We start from the raw sequence: 18,679 nt of genomic DNA on the forward strand, positions 1-18,679 counted from the left end.
CCACATTCCACCGCCATGATTGTAATGAAAAATATCGTTCGTCCGACGCTGGCAGTGCTGGGGCTGGCCTTCTTCAGCGGCCTGGTATCGTCCTGCAAGGACTACCTCGACGTGGAGCCCACCGCCATCCAGAGCGCCGAGGCTGTGTTCGGCACGGTGAGCGGGGCCTACAACGCTGTGATTGGAGCCTATGCGCCCATGGCCGGCGACCAGGCCTACGGCAGCCGCATCAGCACCTACTTCCCCTACGACTCCGAGGACTTCCTTAACTCGCCCACCGGCACCGACGCCGGCGAAGGCCGCCGCGGCATTGCCCGCTACGCCGCCGCCCCCACCAACACCGACGTGCGCAACGCCTGGAACACGCTCTACCGCGGCGTGGAGCGCTGCAACGTGTGCATCAAGTACATCCCCGGCATGAGCCAGTACGCCGGCGGGCCCGACCAGGCCGCCGTGCGCCGCCTGCACGGCGAGGCCCTCACCCTGCGCGCCCAGTACTACTTCGAGCTGGTACGCAACTGGGGCGACGTGCCCGCCCCCTACGAGCCCAGCGTGACCGGCCAGGACTTTAACCTGCCCCGTGTGAAGCGCAACGAAATCCTGGACCGCATGATTGCCGACCTGGGCATTGCCGAAGGACTGGTGCCCTGGCGCACCCAGGCCGGCAGCAGCGACGAGCGCATCACCAAAGGTGCCGTGAAGGCCCTGCGCGCCCGCCTGGCGCTGTACCGCGCCAGCTGGTACTTCGACCCCAGCGAAAACCGCATGCTGCAGGCGCCCGACCGCAACCAGTTCTACGAGATTGTGCGCAACGAGTGCCGGGGCATCATGGCCAACCGCGGCGAGCACGACCTCAACACCCGCTTCGAAGAAACCTTCCGGGCCATGTGCGAGTACCGCCCCGATGCCAAAAACGAGCTCATCTTCCAGGTAGCCATGGGCGGCAACAACAATGCCGCCGACAGCAAGCTAGGCTATGCCACGGGCCCGCGGGTGACGGGCACCTCGGCGGCCTTCGGCTCCACCACCCAGGGCTCGCTGGTGGCCACGCCCACCTACTTCTACGCTTTCGACTCGACCGACACCCGCCGCGACGTGACGCTGGCGGCCTACAGCATCGATGCCGGCCCCAAGCGTCTGCACACCACCACGGTAGCCGTGTACGACGGCAAGCTGCGCCGCGACTGGAGCAGCAACCTGACGCTGCGCGCCAGCAACTCCCAGAGCATGGGCTTCAACTGGCCCCTCATCCGCTTCTCCGACGTGCTGCTCATGTTTGCGGAGGCCGACAACGAGCTTAACAGCGGCCCCAGCGCGGCGGCCATCTCGGCCCTGCGCGAAGTGCGCGTGCGCGGCTACGGCGCCAACACCCCGCCGCCCATCCCCGGCGACTACACCGGCTTCCGCGAAGCCATTATCCGGGAGCGTAACCTGGAGTTTGGCGGCGAAGGCATCCGCAAGTACGACCTGATTCGCTGGAACCGCCTGGGCTCCACCTTCCAGCAGATTAAGAACACGCTGCGCACCTGGACCGACCCGGCCAACCTGAACACGCAGTACGCCCAGTACATCTACTACACCACACCCACCACGCTGGGGCCGCTGCAAATCCGCAACTCCTACTACCGGCCCTCGGCCACCGTGGCGGCCCCGGCCGGCACCACGCGGGTAAACTGGGTGAGCTCCTCCATCTCGCCGGAGCGCATCGACGACATCGCCTCGGGTTTCAGCCTGCAGCGCCAGCTGCTGCCCATCCCGGCCGAGTCCATCAACCTCAACCCCCGCCTGACCCAGAACCCCGGGTACTAGGAGGTTGCTGGTTTCTGGTTGCTGGTTTCTAGTTGATGTTCTGACGAAAAACCAGCAGCCAGAAACCATAAACAAGAAACAAGAAACCAGCAACTTCCAGAGCTATGCGCACTTCCTCGCCTTTTCTGCTTTCCACTCAGCGCCCCTGGGAATCCGTGGGCCTGGGCATCCGCCGCCAGGTGCTCACCTACGACGACCGCCTGATGGTGGTGAAGGTGGCCTTCGAGCGCGGCGGCATCGGCAGCCGCCACCGCCACCTGCACACCCAGATGACTTACGTGGAAAGCGGGGTATTCACGGTGTGCGTGGGCGATGAGAAAAAGGTGCTGGTAGCCGGCGACTCCTTCCACATTCCCTCCGATGTATGGCACGGCGTGGAGTGCATCGAGGCCGGCGTGCTGCTGGACGTGTTCAGCCCGGCACGGACCGATTTTTTGTAAGGTGCTGGTTGTCAGTTGCTCGTTGTCGGTTGTCAGTATCGTTCTGGCAGCTGCGCCATCAGAGCAGCCTGACAACTGACAACTGTCAACTGACAACTAAACAAATGAAATTCACGCTGCAACTACTCGTCCTGTTGGTGGGATTGGGCAAGGTGGGACTTGGTACGACCCGCGCCCAACAGGTAACGGTGGCCACGGATGGTTCGGGAAGTTTCCGGACCATCCAGGCAGCGCTCAACAGCTTGCCCAATGCTGCGGCCAAGCCGCGCACGGTGTACATCAAGAATGGCACCTACCGCGAGAAAGTCCTCATCGACGGCAAGTCCAACATCATTCTCAAAGGCCAGAGCGAAAAAGGCGTGGTGCTTACCCTGGCCCTGGCCCGCGAAGCCTGGCACTGCGACCCGGCCTCCGGCAAAGACGACTGGGGCGTGGCCACGCTCAACCTGCGCAACAGCCCCGACATCACCCTGGAAAACCTGACGGTGGTGAACTCCTACGGCTTCGACGCCCCCGCCGCCGACGTCACCATTCCCTGCCCGGCCGAGCCCGGTGGGCAGAAAATCATTAGCAAAACCAGCCACCAGATGGCCCTGCGCACCTTCCCCGGTACCACCCGCCTTATTGCCCGCCGCTGCACCTTCCGGGCGCTGGGCGGCGACACGGTGAGCCCCTGGGACAGCGAGGCCGGCATGTACTACTTCAAGGACTGCACAATGGAAGGCGGCGTGGACTTCTACTGCCCTCGCGGCTGGGCCTACGCCGAAAACTGCCGCTTTGTATGCCACAGCAAAAGCGCCGCCATCTGGCACGACGGCTCGGGCAGCAAAGACTCGAAGACGGTATTGAAAAACTGCACGTTCACCGGCGACGACGGCTACAAGCTGGGCCGCTTCCACCGCGAGGCGCAGTTCTACCTGGTGGGCTGCAAGTTCGATAAGAACCTGGCCGACGCCGACATCTACCACGCCACTTCCGGGCCCGGCGCCCAGCTCTGGGGCCGCCGCGTGTACTACGCCGACTGCCACCGCGCCGGCGGCGACTACGCCTGGCATAAAGACAACCTCGCTTCGGCCGAAGGGGCCCCCAAGGCCAAGCAGATTACCGCCGCCTGGGCCTTCGACGGCCGCTGGAACCCGCTGACGGGCAAAACGGCCGCCCCGGCAGCCGCGGCCGCCCAGGACAGCATAGCCGAGAAGATGCTGGTGTACCAGCGCAGCGTGGGCGGCTGGCCCAAGGCAGTAGGGGAGGTGAAGGTGAACTACGACAAGCCCCTGCCGGCTGCCCTGCGCGCCGCCACGCTGGCCGACAAGAGCCGCAACGACGCCACCATCGACAACGAGGCCACCACCCGCGAAATCAACTACCTGGTGGAAGCCTTTCAGCGCACCAACAACCCCGCCTACCGCCAGGCTGCCGAGCGCGGCGTGCGCTACCTGCTGAAGATGCAGCAGCGCAGCGGCGGCTTCCCCCAGTTTTACCCCGACTCCAGCGGCTACCGCGGGCAGATTACCTACAACGACGACGCCATGGTGCGCGCCCTGCGCCTGCTGCGCGACGTGGCCGAGCAGCGCAACGGCTTCGTGAGCCTGGACTTCAGCCTGGTGGCGCCCGCCAAAGCAGCCATAGCGCGGGGCATTCAGTGCATCCTGAAAACCCAGTACGTGCAGCGCGGCACCCTCACCGCCTGGTGTGCCCAGCACGACCGCAGAACCTTTGAGCCGGTAAAGGCCCGGGCCTTTGAGCTGGCCTCGCTCTCGGGCATGGAAACGGTGAACATCGTGCGCTTCCTGATGAGTGTGCGCGAGCCCTCGCCGGAAATCCGCCGCTCGGTTGAGGCCGCCGTGAAGTGGCTCGACCAGGTGAAAATCGTCGATTACGACGTGCAGCTGGTGGCCGACGCCAGCCAGCCCACGGGCCGCGACCGGGTGATTCTGCCCAAGGAAGGCTCCGTTATCTGGGCGCGCTTCTACGACCTCGACACCAACCAGCCCATTTACGTGGGCCGCGACGGGCAGAAGCACGCCCAGCTGAGTGAGATTGAAAACGAGCGCCGCGCGGGCTACGGCTACGCCGGCGACTGGCCGGCCAAGCTGCTGGCCAAAGAATACCCGGCCTGGGTGAAGCGAGTAAGCGAACCGGCCAAAAAATAACTGTACCCCCGATTCTGATTTGGATATGAGCTCCCTAAATAAAGCCCTGGCCCTGGCAGCACCCGCCGGCGCCCCCGTAGCCTGGCCCGCCCCGGCGCTGTTTGAGCTGCCCGAAAAAGTGCTGCAGTTTGGCACGGGCGTGCTGCTGCGCGGCCTGCCGGCCTTCCTCATCGACCAGGCCAACCGCCAGGGTGTGTTCAACGGCCGCATCGTGGTGGTGAAGTCCACCGACGGCGGCGACCTCACGGCCTTCGAGCGCCAGGACGGCCTGTACACGGTGTGCGTGCGCGGCCTGGAAGACGGGCAGCCGGTGGAAGAAAACGTGGTGTGCGCCAGCATCAGCCGCGTGCTGTCGGCCAAAAGCCAATGGCAGCAGATTCTGGAGTTTGCCACCAGCCCCGACCTGCAGGTGGTGGTGTCCAACACCACCGAGGTAGGCATTCAGTTCGTGAACGAGTCCATTGAGCTCACGCCGCCGCAGTCGTTTCCCGGCAAGCTGCTGGCCGTGCTGCACGCCCGCTACCAGGCCTTCGACGGCGCCAGCGACAAGGGCCTGGTCATTGTGCCCACCGAGCTGATTCCCGACAACGGCAGCAAGCTCGAAGCCATTGTGCTGGAGCTGGCTCACCGCAACAACCTGGGCAGCGAGTTCATCGACTGGCTGGAGTCGGCCAACCACTTCTGCAACTCCCTCGTGGACCGCATCGTGCCGGGCCGCCCCGACGACGCCACCTACGCCAGCATTCAGGCCGAAATCGGGTTTCAGGACGAGCTGCTGACCGTGGCCGAAGCCTACTACCTCTGGGCCATCGAAGGCAACGAGCAGGTGCGCGAAGTGCTGAGCTTTCAGCAGGCCAATGATGGCGTAATCGTGCGCCCCGACATCAACCTGTTTCGGGAGCTGAAGCTGCGCCTGCTCAACGGCACGCACACGCTGAGCTTCGCCCTGGCCCACCTGGCCGGCGCCGCCACCGTGCGCGAGGCCCTGGACGACGAAGCCCTGGCCCGCTTTATCCACAACCTTATGCTGGCCGACCTGCTGCCCGGCATTCCCTACCCCGTGGATGAAAAGGTGGGGCAGCGCTTCGGCATGCAGGTGCTCGACCGGTTCCGCAACCCCTACCTGGAGCACCGCTGGCTGGCCATCAGCATGCAGGCCACCATGAAGATGCAGATGCGCACCATGCCCACCCTGCAGCACTACTACAAGCAGCACAACGCCGTGCCGCACTACTTCGCCCTGGGCTTCGCGGCCTACCTGCTGTTCATGCGCGGCACCGTGCAGGCCGACGGCAGCGTGCTGGGCGAAGCCAACGGCCAGCCCTACAAGATTCAGGACGACCGCGCCGCCTACTTCGCCGACCTCTGGGCCCGCCTCAGCCCGCAGGAGCTTATCACCATGGTGCTGCACAACTCCGGCCTCTGGGGCTTCGACCTGCTGCGCCTGCCCGGCTTTGCCGAGCGCGTGGGCGGCTACCTGCAGCAGCTCATGGCAGAAGGAGCAGCCGATACGCTGGCCGCGTTCTTCAGCCGCAAGCCGGTGCTGGCGAATTCGTAAAAACAGGCATTGGGCACGTCCAACAAGAACGTCATGCTGAGCGAAGCCGAAGCATCTCTACCACAAGAGTAAACCCAATCAAAAGGAGGTTACTGCTGCGGGCAAGATGCTTAGCCTCCGCTACGCTCCGCTCAGCATGACGTTCTGGAGCCCCGCGCCATTACGGCCGAACTCATAACTCACAACTCATAACTTATAACTCCCCACCGTGAAGCATCAGGTAGCCCGTATTCACCCCGCCGATAATGTGCTGGTGGCCCTGGTCGACCTGCCCATTGGCACCGAGGTGCCCTGGAACGGCGGCTTCGTGACCACGGCTGAAGCCATACCCGCCAAGCACAAGCTGGCCCCCGAAGGCCTGGCTCCCGGCCAGGACGTGACCATGTACGGCGTGCTCGTGGGCCAGGCCCGTGAAGCCATCCGCCCCGGCGGCCGCCTCACCACCAGCAACATCAAGCACGCCACCGACACCTACGACGAGCAGGCCAGCCGGCAGCGCCCCGTGTGGCAGGCGCCCGACGTGAGCCGCTGGCAAGACCGCAGCTTCCTGGGCTACCACCGCCCCGACGGCCGCGTGGGCACTGCCAACTACTGGCTGATAATTCCGCTGGTGTTCTGCGAAAACCGCAACATCCAGGTGCTGGAGCAGGCCCTGGTGCAGGACCTGGGCTACGCCCGCAAGAAGTCGTACCAACCCCAGACCCGCGAGCTGCTGCAGCTGATGCAGGCGGGCAAGTCGGTAGAGGAAATCCTGAGCGCCGACCTCGACGCGGGCCAGGAAGCCAGCCCCGGCAACCGCCCTTTCCCCAACGTCGACGGCATCCGCTTCCTCACCCACGAGGGCGGCTGCGGCGGCATCCGCCAGGATGCCCAGACGCTGTGCGGCCTGCTGGCCGGCTACATCACCCACCCCAACGTGGCCGGCGCCACCGTGCTCAGCCTGGGCTGCCAGAACGCCCAGGCCAGTATGCTGCAGGACGAAATCAACAAGCGCGACCCGCAGTTCAGCAAGCCGCTCTACATCCTCGACCAGCAGCTGCTGGGCACCGAGGACAAGCTCATCAGCACGGCCCTGCGCCAGACCTTCGCCGGCCTGATGCTGGCCAACCAGGCCCGCCGGGCGCCCGCCCCGCTCAGCAAGCTCTGCATCGGCCTGGAATGCGGCGGCTCCGACGGCTTCTCCGGCATCTCGGCCAACCCGGCCCTGGGCCACGTCTCGGATATGCTGGTGGCCTTGGGCGGCTCCGTCATCCTGGCCGAGTTTCCGGAGCTCTGCGGCGTAGAGCAGGAGCTGGTCGACCGCAGCGTGGAGCCAGCCATCGCCGAGCGGTTCAGCTCGCTGATGAAGGCCTACGGCGACAGCGCCGTGGCCGTGGGCTCGGGCTTCGACATGAACCCCTCGCCGGGCAACATCCGCGACGGCCTGATTACCGACGCCATGAAGTCGGCCGGCGCGGCCCGTAAAGGCGGCTCCTCGCCCGTAGTGGCCGTGCTCGACTACCCCGAGCCCGTGACCAGGCCCGGCCTCAACCTGCTTTGCACCCCCGGCAACGACGTGGAGTCGACCACGGCCGAAGTAGGCTCCGGCGCCAACATCGTGCTCTTCACCACCGGCCTGGGCACGCCCACCGGCAACCCCATTGCTCCCGTGGTGAAGGTGGCCTCCAACACCGCCCTGGCCCGCCGCATGCCCGACATCATCGACGTAAACACCGGCACCATCATCGACGGCGAAGAAACCATCGAGCAGGCCGGCGAGCGGATTCTCGACTACGTCATCAAAGTAGCCAGCGGCGAGGAAGTCGCCGCCGTGCGCCACGACCAGACGGATTTTATTCCGTGGAAAAGAGGGGTGTCGCTGTAGCCCCGGCCCCACCCCCGGCCCCTCCCCTGCGGGGGAGGAGAGCCTGAAGATTAAGTTCTGTACTGGAATCGAACTCACATTTTCCTAAAGGCAGAACCCTTGGGAGTAAGTCCCGACCTAAAGCCGCCTGGCTCCCCTCCCCCGCAGGGGAGGGGTCGGGGGTGGGGCTAGTGCAATCGATTGCGTGAATAAATCCCCCGAAACGGGCCCAAAATCAAGGTTTTGGCTGTTGCATGGGCCTAACTTCGACAACTGAAAGATTAGCCTATCCCGGGCCCGGCGCCCACCTCCCCAGTTAACTATGAAGCCATTTCTAAACGACGACTTCCTGCTTCAGACCGCCACGGCCCGGCAGCTCTACCACGAGTTTGCGGCGCCCATGCCCATTATCGATTACCACAACCACCTGCTGCCCGACCAGATTGCCGAAGACAAGCAGTTTGACAACCTGACCCAAATCTGGCTCTACGGCGACCATTACAAGTGGCGGGCCATGCGGGCTAATGGCGTGGATGAGTATTACATCACCGGGGCGGCCTCGGACTGGGAGAAGTTTGAGAAATGGGCCGAAACCGTGCCCTACACCCTGCGTAACCCGCTCTACCACTGGACGCACCTGGAGCTGCAGCGCTACTTCGGCATACACGAGCTGCTGAACAAGGACAGCGCCCGCCGCATCTACGACGCCTGCAGCGAGAAGCTGCGCACGCCCGAGTATTCGGTGCGCAATCTATTGCGCATGATGAACGTGAAGACGCTCTGCACCACCGACGACCCCGCCGACTCCCTGGAGCACCACCAGGCCCTGGCATCCAGCGACTTCGACGTGCAGGTGCTGCCCACCTTCCGCGCCGACAAGGCCATGGCCGTGGACGAGGCCGGCAGCTACAACGCCTACCTCAATAAGCTGGGGCCGGTAGCGGAACTGGAAATCAACACCTTCGCCGACCTGGAAACGGCCCTGCGCCGCCGCCATGACTTCTTCGCCTCGCTGGGCTGCCGCCTGTCGGACCACGGCCTGGAGCAGATTTATGCTGAGGACTATACCCAGGACGAAATCGACGCCATCTTCCGCAAAATCCGCAGCGGCCACAACCTGGCCGGGCTGGAAGTGCTGAAGTTCAAGAGCGCCATGCTGGTGCTGCTGGCCGAGATGGACTGGGAGAAGGGCTGGACCCAGCAGTACCACTTGGGCGCACTGCGCAACAACAACGCCCGCATGCTGCGCCAGCTTGGCCCCGACACGGGCTGGGACTCCATCGGCGACTTTAGCCAGGGCCGCGCCCTGGCCACCTTCCTCGACCGCCTCGACACCAACGACAAGCTGGCCAAGACCATCATCTACAACCTCAACCCCGCCGACAACGAGCTGGTGGCCACGATGATTGGTAACTTCAACGACGGCTCGGTGGCCGGCAAGATGCAGTTCGGCTCCGGCTGGTGGTTTCTCGACCAGAAGGACGGCATGGAAAAGCAAATCAACGCCCTCTCCAACATGGGCCTGCTGAGCCGCTTCGTGGGCATGCTCACCGACTCGCGCAGCTTCCTCTCGTACCCGCGCCACGAGTACTTCCGTCGCACGCTCTGCAACCTGCTCGGCAACGACGTGGAAAACGGCGAGCTGCCCCACGACATGGCCCTGCTCGGCCAGATGGTGCAGAACATCTGCTACTTCAACGCCAAAGAGTACTTCGGCTTTGAGCAGGTGGTAGAAGCAGAGACCGTTGTAGCTCAGTAGAATTAACCTTAAAGGAACGTCATGCTGAGCGGAGCGCAGCGCAGTCGAAGCATCTCTACCGCTTCGTTGAACGATTAGAATTAATGCCGCGGTAGAGATGCTTCGACTGCGCCTCCGGCTCCGCTCAGCATGACGTTCTTTTTCTAAGTCCTAATACCTAAGTCCCTAATCCCTAATCCATGCAGCAAGTCGTCACGTTCGGCGAAATCATGATGCGGCTCTCGCCGCCCCAGCACCTGCGCCTCGGCCAGGCGACCAGCCTGGACGTGACTTATGGCGGCGGCGATGCCAACGTGGCCGCCGCCCTGGCGTACATGGGCGTGCCCGCCGCTCACGTCAGCTGCTTCCCGGAGCATGAGCTGGGCCAGGCCGCCGCCGGCCACTTCCGCCGCCTGGGCGTGGACCTGCGCCACGTGCAGTACCAGCCCGGCCGCCTCGGCCTCTACTTCCTCGAAGTGGGCGCCTCGCTGCGCTCCAGCCGCATCGTGTACGACCGCGCCGACTCGGCCTTCGCCAACCTCGACCCGGCGGCCTTCAACTGGGACGAGATTCTGAAAGATGCCGGCTGGCTGCACTGGACGGGCATCACGCCGGCCATCTCGGCCGCCGCAGCCCAGGCAACAGCCGACGCCATTGCCGCTGCCCGCCGTCTGGGCATCACCGTGTCGGCCGACGTGAACTACCGCCGCAACCTGTGGCAGTACGGGCAAAAAGCCCAGGACGTGATGCCGCCCCTGGTGGCCGGCTGCGACCTGGTGGTGTGCACCGAAGGCGACGCCGACGACCTGTTCGGCATCAAGGTAGCCGAGGAGTCGGACCACCCCTTCGTGGACATGAGCGAGCAGCTGATGCAGCGCTTCCCCCAAATAAAGCGCGTCATCGCTACCCGCCGCAAAACGCAGAGCGCCTCCCACGAGCGCATCCGCGGCATGCTCTACCAGGAGGGCAGGTACTACCAGACGCCCTACTTTGACATCAACCCCGTGGTGGACCGCATCGGTGGCGGCGACTCCTTTATCTCCGGCTTTATCTACGGCTCCCAGACCTACGACACGCCGGAGCAGGCCCTGGCCTTCGCCACGGCCGCCTCGGCCCTCAAGCACACCATCGCCGGCGACATCAACCTCGTCACTCCCGCCGAAGTGGAGCCCATTATGCTGGGCAACACCTCGGGCCGCCTTTTAAGGTAGTTGTCAGTTTTCCGTTGTCAGTTGTCAGCTTGTTCTGATAAAGCTGGCCCCAGAACGACCCTGACAACTGACAACCAACAACTGACAACTAAAAAATGCCCCGCTTCTCTTCCGCCCACATCCTCGAAACCGTGCTGCGCTACCCGGTGGTGCCGGTGTTTTACCACGCCGATGCCAACTATGCCCGGCGTATGCTGCAGCTGTGCTACGATGGGGGAATGCGTGTGTTTGAGTTCACCAACCGGGGCCAGCAGGCGGCGGCGGTGTTTGGCGAGCTGCTGACTTACGTGCGGGCAAGCTGCCCCGACATGCTGCTGGGCATCGGCACCATCTTCACCGCGGCGGAGGCCGAGCAGTTCATTGCCGCCGGCGCCGACTTCGTGGTGCAGCCCTGCCTCACGGCCGAGGTGGCCGAGGTGTGCCGGCAGCACGAGGTGCCCTGGCTGCCCGGCGCCATGACGGTGTCGGAAGTGTACCAGGCCACGCGGCTGGGCGCGGCCATCGTGAAGATATTCCCCGGCAACGTGGTGGGCCCCGGCTTTGTGAAAAGCCTGCGCGGCCCCCTGCCACTGGTGCCGCTGATGGTAACCGGCGGCGTGGAGCCCACCGAGGCCAGCCTGCGCGAATGGTTCGGCGCCGGCGCCAACGTGGTGGGCATGGGCTCTCAGCTTTTCAAGAACGCCGACGACCCCGCCGCCCTCACGGCCAGCATAGCTGGACTTATGCAGCTGGTGGCCAGCTTCAATGAGTAGCCTTTAGTACCGACAAAAAAAGATATGAGACCTTAGACATGAGACGTTAGAAAGTTCTAGTGTCTGTTCCAGAACAGTTCTCATGTCTAAGGTCTAACGTCTCATGTCTAACACATAAATGCCCATCAATTCCCACCCGATATGGCAACTTCGCAGCTAGCTCCCGACATACCCACCACGGTGAATGCCCAGATTGGCAAGTACCGCTGGACCATTTGCGCGCTGGTGTTTTTCGCCACCACGGTCAACTACCTCGACCGGGCGGTTATCTCCCTGCTCAAGCCTTACCTCGAAACCGAGTTTAAGTGGAACGCGGGCGACTACGCCAACATCGAAATTGCCTTCAAGGTGGCTTATTCGTTTGGCATGCTGGGTGCTGGCCGCATCATCGACAAGCTGGGTACCAAAATCGGCTACGGCCTGGCCACGGCCCTGTGGAGCCTGGCGGCCATCGGCCACGCCTTCGTGAGCAGCACCTTTGGCTTCAGCGTGGCCCGCGCCTTTCTGGGCGTCACGGAGGCCGGCAACTTCCCGGCGGCCATCAAAACCACGGCCGAGTGGTTTCCGCAGCGGGAGCGGGCCCTGGCCACGGGCATCTTCAACTCCGGCTCCAACGTGGGCGCCATTATTGCGCCGCTCACTGTGCCGCTCATTGCCGAGTCCATCGGCTGGAAGTGGGCCTTCATCATCACCGGCGCCTTCGGCTTCGTGTGGCTGATTCTGTGGTTTATGTACTACGAAGTGCCCGCCCGGCAGGCCCGCCTGAGCAAAGCCGAGTTCGACTACATCCACAGCGACGTGGACAGCCAGGCCAGCGTAGCCGGCGTGGAAGAGCAGCCCAAGGTGTCGTGGTTCCGCCTGCTCACCTTCCGCCAGACCTGGGCCTTCGTGCTGGGCAAGTTCCTGACCGACCCCATCTGGTGGTTCTACCTGTTCTGGCTGCCCGACTTCCTCAACAAGCAGTACGGCCTGAAGGGCACCGAAGTGGCCCTGCCCGTGGCAGCCGTGTACGTGCTGTCGAGCATCGGCAGCGTGGGCGGCGGCTGGATTCCGCTCAACTTCATGCGCAACGGCATGGAGGCCTTCAAGGCCCGCAAGCTGAGCATGCTCATTATCGCGCTGTGCGTGTTCCCCATCGTGTTTGCGCAGTACCTGGGGCAGCTCAACATGTGGCTGGCGGTGCTGGTCATCGGCATCGCGGCGGCGGCCCACCAGGCCTGGAGTGCCAACATCTTCACCACCGTGTCGGACATGTTCCCCAAGCGGGCCGTGGGCTCGGTTACGGGCATCGGCGGCATGGCCGGCGGCCTGGGCGGCATCCTGCTCTCGGCCCTGGTGCAGAAGCGCATGTTTGTGTACTACGAAAGCATCGGCCAGCTCAACAAGGCCTACTTCATCATGTTCCTCATCTGCGGCGGCGCCTACCTGCTGGCCTGGACCCTGATGCACCTGCTGGCCCCCCGCATGAAGCAGATTGCCCTGGACTAGTTGTCAGTTGTTCGTTGTCAGTTGTCAGCTTGTTCTGATATCTGCTTTATAAGAACGAACTAACAACTGACAACGAACAACTGACAACTAAAACCTAATGAAACGCCTCCTCACTCTTACCGCGCTGCTCCTGCTGGCGCTGGCGGGCATTGCCCAGCCCAAACCCAACAAAAAAGACCTCGCCGCGCAGCAGGAAGTGGAAACCCTGGAGCGGCAGCGCTTCGAGGCCCAGGTGAAGAAGGACTATGCCTTCCTGGAAAAGGTATTCGCCGATGACCTGGTGTACACCCACTCCAACGGCAAGCAGAACGGCAAGCCCGACTACATCCAGAGCATCCGCGACGGAAAAAGCCAGTACGACAAGATTGACGTGGAAGCCCTGAACGTGCGCGCCTACAACGACGGGAAAGCGGCCGTGGTGAACGGCACCATCACCATCACCCTGCCCAACAAGCCCGATGGCACGGCCAACGTCGCCCACCTCAAGTACGTGGTGGTGCAGGTGAAGGACAAGCAGAAGGGCTGGCAGGTGGTGCTGTGGCAGTCGCAGAAACAGGCTTCCTGATTGTTCGCCAGGTTTCCTCCTTATCAAGGGAGAACAGAATCCTATCAGTATTTGTCAGGCTCCCCTCCCTTTTGGGGAGGGGCCGGGGGTGGGGTTAACGCCCACATTCAACTCACTCATTATATGACCGCCAAAGCTCTACTTAAGTCCGCCGCCGCGCCAGCCGTGCAGCCAGTACCCGCCCCCGCCGTGGCACCCGAGCCCGCGCCAACCACCGAAGAGCGGCTGGCCACGCCCGTGGGCACCACGCTGGAGCGCTACATCATGCGCAAGCAGGCCGAGTTTCCCTACGCCACCGGCGAGCTGAGCCAGCTGCTGCGCGACATTGCCCTGGCCGGGAAAATCGTGAACCGCGAAGTAAACCGCGCCGGCCTCTCCCGCATCACCGGCGCCATGGGCGGCGACAACGTGCAGGGCGAGGCCCAGCAGAAGCTCGACGTGGAAGCCAACATCCGCTTTATCCGGGCCCTGACCAACGGCGGCGAGTGCTGCGCCATCCTTTCGGAGGAAGACGAAGGCATTATCCAGACCGGCAACCAGCACGGCAAGTACGTGGTGGCCATCGACCCGCTGGACGGCTCCAGCAACATCGACGTCAACATCAGCATCGGCACCATCTTCAGCATCTACCGGCGCGTGTCGCGGCCGGGCGGGCCGGCCCGGGCCGAAGACTTTTTGCAGGGCGGCCGCGCCCAGGTGGCCGCCGGCTACATCCTGTACGGCTCCAGCACCATGCTGGTGTACACCACCGGCCACGGCGTGACAGGCTTTACCTACGAAAACTCGCTGGGGGAATTCTTCCTCTCGCACCCCGACATCCGCATTCCCGAGCGCGGGCCGGTGTTCTCGGTCAACGAAGGCAACTGGTTCGATTACCCCGAGTTTGTGCGCAGCTTCCTCACCACCTGCAAGGAGCGCCGCCTCACCGGCCGCTACGTGGGCTCGCTGGTGGCCGACTACCACCGCAACCTCTTCACCGGCGGCATCTACCTCTACCCGCCCACCGCGGCCAAGCCCGTGGGCAAGCTGCGCCTGCTCTACGAGTGCTACCCCCTGGCCCTGCTCATCGAACAAGCCGGTGGCGTGGCGGTTACCGGAGCCGACGTAGTGCTCGACGTGCCCCCCACCGCCGACCTGCACCAGCGCGCCCCCCTCTTCATCGGCTCAGCCGAGCTGGTGCGCGAGCTACAGGCGGCGGCGCTGTAACAATGGGTGAATGGGCGAATGGCTGAATGGGGGAATGAATTGTGGCAAGACAAGGAGTTTCATCGTTCAGCCGGCGGCGCCCATTCACTCATTCACCCATTCGCCCATTCACCCATTGACCTCTATGTCCAAAATCATTGCGCCTGAAGTTGAGTTTGCCACCCTTCTTTCTCTTACCAAGCAGGCCACGCCGGAAATCTTCAACCACGACGGCGGCTTCCTGAACCTGATTGAAGGCCGCTGGCAGGAGCCGGGCAAGCCCCGCGAATTCCACTCGGCCATCGACGGCAGCCTGCTCGGCAGCCTGCCCATGCTGGACCACGCCACCGCCGAGCGGGCCGTGCGCGCCGCCAAGGGCGAAGCGGCCAGCTGGGCTGCAACCGACCTCGACGAGCGCCGCCGCCGCGTGCAGGCCGCCCTCGACCTGCTCCGGCCCCAGGTCGACCTCATCGGCAAGCTGCTGATGTGGGAAATCGGCAAAACCTACAAGATGGGCTTTACCGACATCGACCGCGCCGTGGACGGCGTGCAGTGGTACGTCGACAACATCGAGCCCATGCTGGAAGGCCGCACGCCGCTGGGCCTGGTCAGCAACATCGCCTCCTGGAACTACCCCATGTCGGTGCTGCTGCACGCGGTGCTGGTGCAGGCCCTGGCCGGCAACGCCGTCATCGCCAAAACGCCCACCGACGGCGGCTTCATCTCCCTGAGCCTGGCCTTTGCCCTGGCCCGCCGCGCCGGCCTGCCCGTAACGCTGGTGAGCGGCGCCGGCGGCGACCTGAGCGAGGTACTCGTACGCAACGACGCCGTGGACTGCCTCAGCTTCGTGGGCGGCCGCTACAACGGCCGCAACATCGCCGACGCCCTGGCCTCCCAGCACAAGCGCTACATGCTGGAGATGGAAGGCGTGAATGCCTACGGCATCTGGGACTACTCCGACTGGAACACCCTGGCCGACCAGCTCAAGAAAAGCTACGACTACGGCAAGCAGCGCTGCACGGCCTACGTGCGCTACGTAGTGGAGCGCCGCCTGTTCCCGCGCTTTCTGGAAACCTACTGGGACGTGGTGCGCAACCTCAAAGTGGGCAACCCCACGCTGGTGGACCAGGCCGGCGATAAGCTGCCCGACCTGGCGTTCGGCCCCGTCATCAACGCCCGCCAGGCCCAGGACCTCGACCGTCTCTACCAGAACGCCCTGCAAACCGGCGCCACGCCCTTGCTCGACGGGCAGCTCGACGACAGCCTCTTCCTGCCCGGCCAGGACCGCAGTGCCTACCGTGCCCCCCGCGCCCTGGTGAACCTGCCCCGGCAGAGCGAGCTGTACTTCAAGGAGCCCTTCGGCCCCATCGACAGCATCGTGCTGGTGGATAGGGTAGAGGAGCTGGTGGGCGAGATGAACGTATCGAACGGCGCCCTGGTGGCCGCCGTGGCCAGCGACGACCCCAAGTGGGCTGCCCGCACCGCCCGCGAAATCCGTGCCTTCAAGGTGGGCGTGAACAAGCTGCGCTCCCGCGGCGACCGCGACGAAGTATTCGGCGGCCTGGGCGAGTCCTGGAAAGGCGCCTTCGTGGGCGGCAGGCTGCTGGTAGAAGCCGTGACCAACGGCCCGGAATCCCAGCCGGTGCTGGGGAATTATGAGGACGCCACGCTGCTGCCGGAGAAGATTTAAGCGTTTTTTGAGATGTTTTGATAATAGAGCGTCCTACTCATTGAACGTCATGCTGAGCGAAAGCGAAGCATCTTGCCTGCGGCAGTAATCCTTTTCGATTGGGACTACTCTCGTGGTAGAGATGCTTCGACAAGCTCAGCATGACGTTCTTTTTATTTGCTGTTTTCCGTGTTTTCTGCCTTAGCAGGATATCTAACGTATGCGAAGCCCGTTCCTGACCTGCCTGCTCTTGCTGCTGTTCTCATCCTGGGCCCTGGCCCAGAAGCCCTACGAGGTGCTGGACTGGAAAGCCAATACCACGCTGCATAGCTACCTGATGCAGCAGCTGCACCAGCAGTACGCGCCCCGGGCGGGCAACCTGGAAGCTGCCACTCAATCAGCTCCCGCCACCAAAGCCTACCAGGACAGCGTGCGGGCCCGCTTCCGGCGGGTGCTGGGGCCGCTGCCAGTCCGCACCCCGCTGAACGCCCAGGTGAGCGGTGCCATTGAGCGGCCGGGCTTCCGCATCGAGAAAATCATTTACGAAAGCATGCCGCGCCACCGCGTCACGGCCAACCTGTACCTGCCGGCGGGTACTGGCAAGTGGCCGGCGCTGCTGTTTCCCTGCGGGCACGAGGCCGAAGGCAAGGCCACGGCGTCGTACCAGAAAACGGCCATGCTGCTGGCCACCCACGGCTTTGCCGTGCTCGTGCCCGACCCGGTGTCGCAGGGCGAGCGCATGCAGCTCACTGATGCCGGCGGCAAGGCCCTCACGCGCGGCGGCACCACCGAGCACACGCTGCTCAATGCCCAGGCCACGCTGCTGGGCCTTACCCTGCCCGCGGCCGAGCTCTGGGACAACGTGCGCGGCCTCGACTACCTCAGCAGCCGGCCCGAAGTGGACACGGCCCGCCTCGGCTGCCTGGGCAACTCGGGCGGCGCCACGCAAACGGCCTACCTCCTGGCTGTTGATAGGCGCCTGAAAGTGGCTGCCCTGTGCAGCTACGTGGCCGCCGGCGAGCGCAACCTGGAGCTTACCGGCCCCGCCGACGGCTGCGTGATGCTGCCCGGCGCCGGCCCGGCCCGGCTGGACCTGGCCGACTGGCTTATCGCCTTTGCGCCCAAGCCGCTGTTGCTGCTGGCGGGCCAATACGACTTCGTGGATTATACCAGCATCACCACCGCTTATCGGGAAGCCGGCAATGCCTACGCCGCCTTGCGCCAGCCTGGCCCGGTCAGACTCCCCACTATTAGCTTATCTACTCATGCTGATGGACACGGAATTTCGCGGCCCAAGCGCGAGTCTGTCGTTCGCTGGTTTCGGTTTTGGCTGCGCGGTGAGGAAAAGCCGACAGAGGTGAAAGAAGAGGACCTGCCGCTGGCCACGGCGCGGGAGCTGCAGTGCACCCCCACCGGGCAGGTAAGCACCAGCTTTGCCGATGAAGAAAGCCTGCCGGCCTTTTACCAGGCCCAGGCCCACCGCTTGCACGCGGCCCGCTCGGCGCTGGCGTCAAACGACATACGGCATGCTGTGAGTCAGCAGCTGGGAATGTCTCTTGGACGCTTGTTCCGGCCCAACGGACACGAAATCTGGCACGGGACAATACAGACCGAGCGGCGCGACACGGTGCCCCGGGGCGGCCTGCTGTTTCACCGCCTTATTCTGCGGGGCGGGCCCGGGCCGCCATTGCCTGCCCTGCGGGTGTATGGCCACACCTCCGGCCGGTCGAAAGGCCGGCACATCGCCTGCTTTTCCGACCGCGGCAAAGCTGCCCTGGCCGACAGCACCGCCTGGCTGCGCACCTTGCTGAAAGACTACGAGTCGGTGCTGCTGGTAGACCTACGCGGGCAGGGCGAAACCGCCGACCCGGCCGCGGCCCTCGACCCCAAATACTACAACCGCGAATACCGTCCGGCTCTCATCGGCCTGCACCTGGGGCAGCCCCTGCCGGCCCAGCGCGTGGCCGACGTAGCCACTGCTCTAAATGCACTGGTAGGCAATTGGCTGGACGCCACCATTGACCTGTATGCCGACGGCCGCAGCTCGGCGCTGGTGGCGCTGCAGGCGGCCCTGCTCACGCCCCGCATCGGGCAGGTGCGGCTCCGCGCCCTACCGGCTTCCTGGCAAAGTCAGCTGGCGCAGCCCACCACCAAAGACCAGTATTCCGACGTGCTGCCGGGCGTGCTGCAGCACTACGACGTGCCCGATTTAGTGCGGGCGCTGGGCAGCAGAGTAGTTAAGTAGGGTGCCGGTCGGCCTATTCGGAA

13 protein-coding genes are annotated in these 18,679 nt (G+C 64.2%); all 13 read left to right on the top strand.

Annotated features, from left to right (window positions below; translation table 11 throughout):
- The first annotated feature begins 24 nt into the window (after window positions 1–24).
- Window positions 25–1,809, top strand: a complete 1,785-nt coding sequence (locus tag ABD919_RS07040) for a RagB/SusD family nutrient uptake outer membrane protein (protein WP_345235113.1) — start codon at window positions 25–27, stop codon at window positions 1,807–1,809.
- Window positions 1,810–1,913: 104 nt separating this feature from the next.
- Window positions 1,914–2,249: a cupin domain-containing protein gene (locus tag ABD919_RS07045; RefSeq protein WP_345235115.1), complete on the top strand. Its 336-nt coding sequence runs from the start codon at window positions 1,914–1,916 to the stop codon at window positions 2,247–2,249.
- 104 nt (window positions 2,250–2,353) lie between these two features.
- Entirely contained in the window at window positions 2,354–4,402 is a 2,049-nt protein-coding gene (pelA, locus tag ABD919_RS07050; RefSeq protein ID WP_345235118.1) for a pectate lyase, read from the top strand.
- Between the two features lie 25 nt (window positions 4,403–4,427).
- The gene (locus ABD919_RS07055; RefSeq protein WP_345235119.1) at window positions 4,428–5,960 is read left to right on the top strand and encodes a tagaturonate reductase; all 1,533 of its coding nucleotides are present in this window, start codon (window positions 4,428–4,430) and stop codon (window positions 5,958–5,960) included.
- A 208-nt stretch (window positions 5,961–6,168) separates the two neighbouring features.
- Complete coding sequence (locus ABD919_RS07060) at window positions 6,169–7,824, top strand: UxaA family hydrolase (protein ID WP_345235121.1); 1,656 nt, start codon at window positions 6,169–6,171, stop codon at window positions 7,822–7,824.
- A gap of 301 nt (window positions 7,825–8,125) precedes the next feature.
- Entirely contained in the window at window positions 8,126–9,562 is a 1,437-nt protein-coding gene (gene uxaC / locus ABD919_RS07065; protein WP_345235123.1) for a glucuronate isomerase, read from the top strand.
- A 179-nt stretch (window positions 9,563–9,741) separates the two neighbouring features.
- On the top strand, window positions 9,742–10,752 hold the full coding sequence (locus ABD919_RS07070; RefSeq protein ID WP_345235125.1) for a PfkB family carbohydrate kinase: 1,011 nt from the start codon (window positions 9,742–9,744) through the stop codon (window positions 10,750–10,752).
- 95 nt (window positions 10,753–10,847) lie between these two features.
- Window positions 10,848–11,504 carry a beta/alpha barrel domain-containing protein gene (locus tag ABD919_RS07075; protein WP_345235127.1) on the top strand — a complete coding sequence of 219 codons (657 nt, stop codon included), beginning with the start codon at window positions 10,848–10,850 and terminating at the stop codon, window positions 11,502–11,504.
- A gap of 141 nt (window positions 11,505–11,645) precedes the next feature.
- Window positions 11,646–12,992: an MFS transporter gene (locus ABD919_RS07080; RefSeq protein WP_345235129.1), complete on the top strand. Its 1,347-nt coding sequence runs from the start codon at window positions 11,646–11,648 to the stop codon at window positions 12,990–12,992.
- Window positions 12,993–13,089: 97 nt separating this feature from the next.
- Window positions 13,090–13,557, top strand: coding sequence for a nuclear transport factor 2 family protein (locus ABD919_RS07085; protein ID WP_345235131.1), 468 nt, complete (start codon window positions 13,090–13,092; stop codon window positions 13,555–13,557).
- Window positions 13,558–13,680: 123 nt separating this feature from the next.
- Entirely contained in the window at window positions 13,681–14,763 is a 1,083-nt protein-coding gene (gene fbp / locus ABD919_RS07090; RefSeq protein ID WP_345235133.1) for a class 1 fructose-bisphosphatase, read from the top strand.
- A gap of 124 nt (window positions 14,764–14,887) precedes the next feature.
- Entirely contained in the window at window positions 14,888–16,432 is a 1,545-nt protein-coding gene (locus tag ABD919_RS07095) for an aldehyde dehydrogenase family protein (protein WP_345235135.1), read from the top strand.
- 199 nt (window positions 16,433–16,631) lie between these two features.
- A complete protein-coding gene (locus ABD919_RS07100) occupies window positions 16,632–18,656 on the top strand; it encodes an alpha/beta hydrolase family protein (protein WP_345235137.1) in 2,025 nt (674 codons plus the stop codon).
- Window positions 18,657–18,679 lie beyond the last annotated feature (23 nt).

It is taken from the genome of Hymenobacter saemangeumensis, from assembly GCF_039541835.1.
Taxonomy (GTDB): domain Bacteria; phylum Bacteroidota; class Bacteroidia; order Cytophagales; family Hymenobacteraceae; genus Hymenobacter; species Hymenobacter saemangeumensis.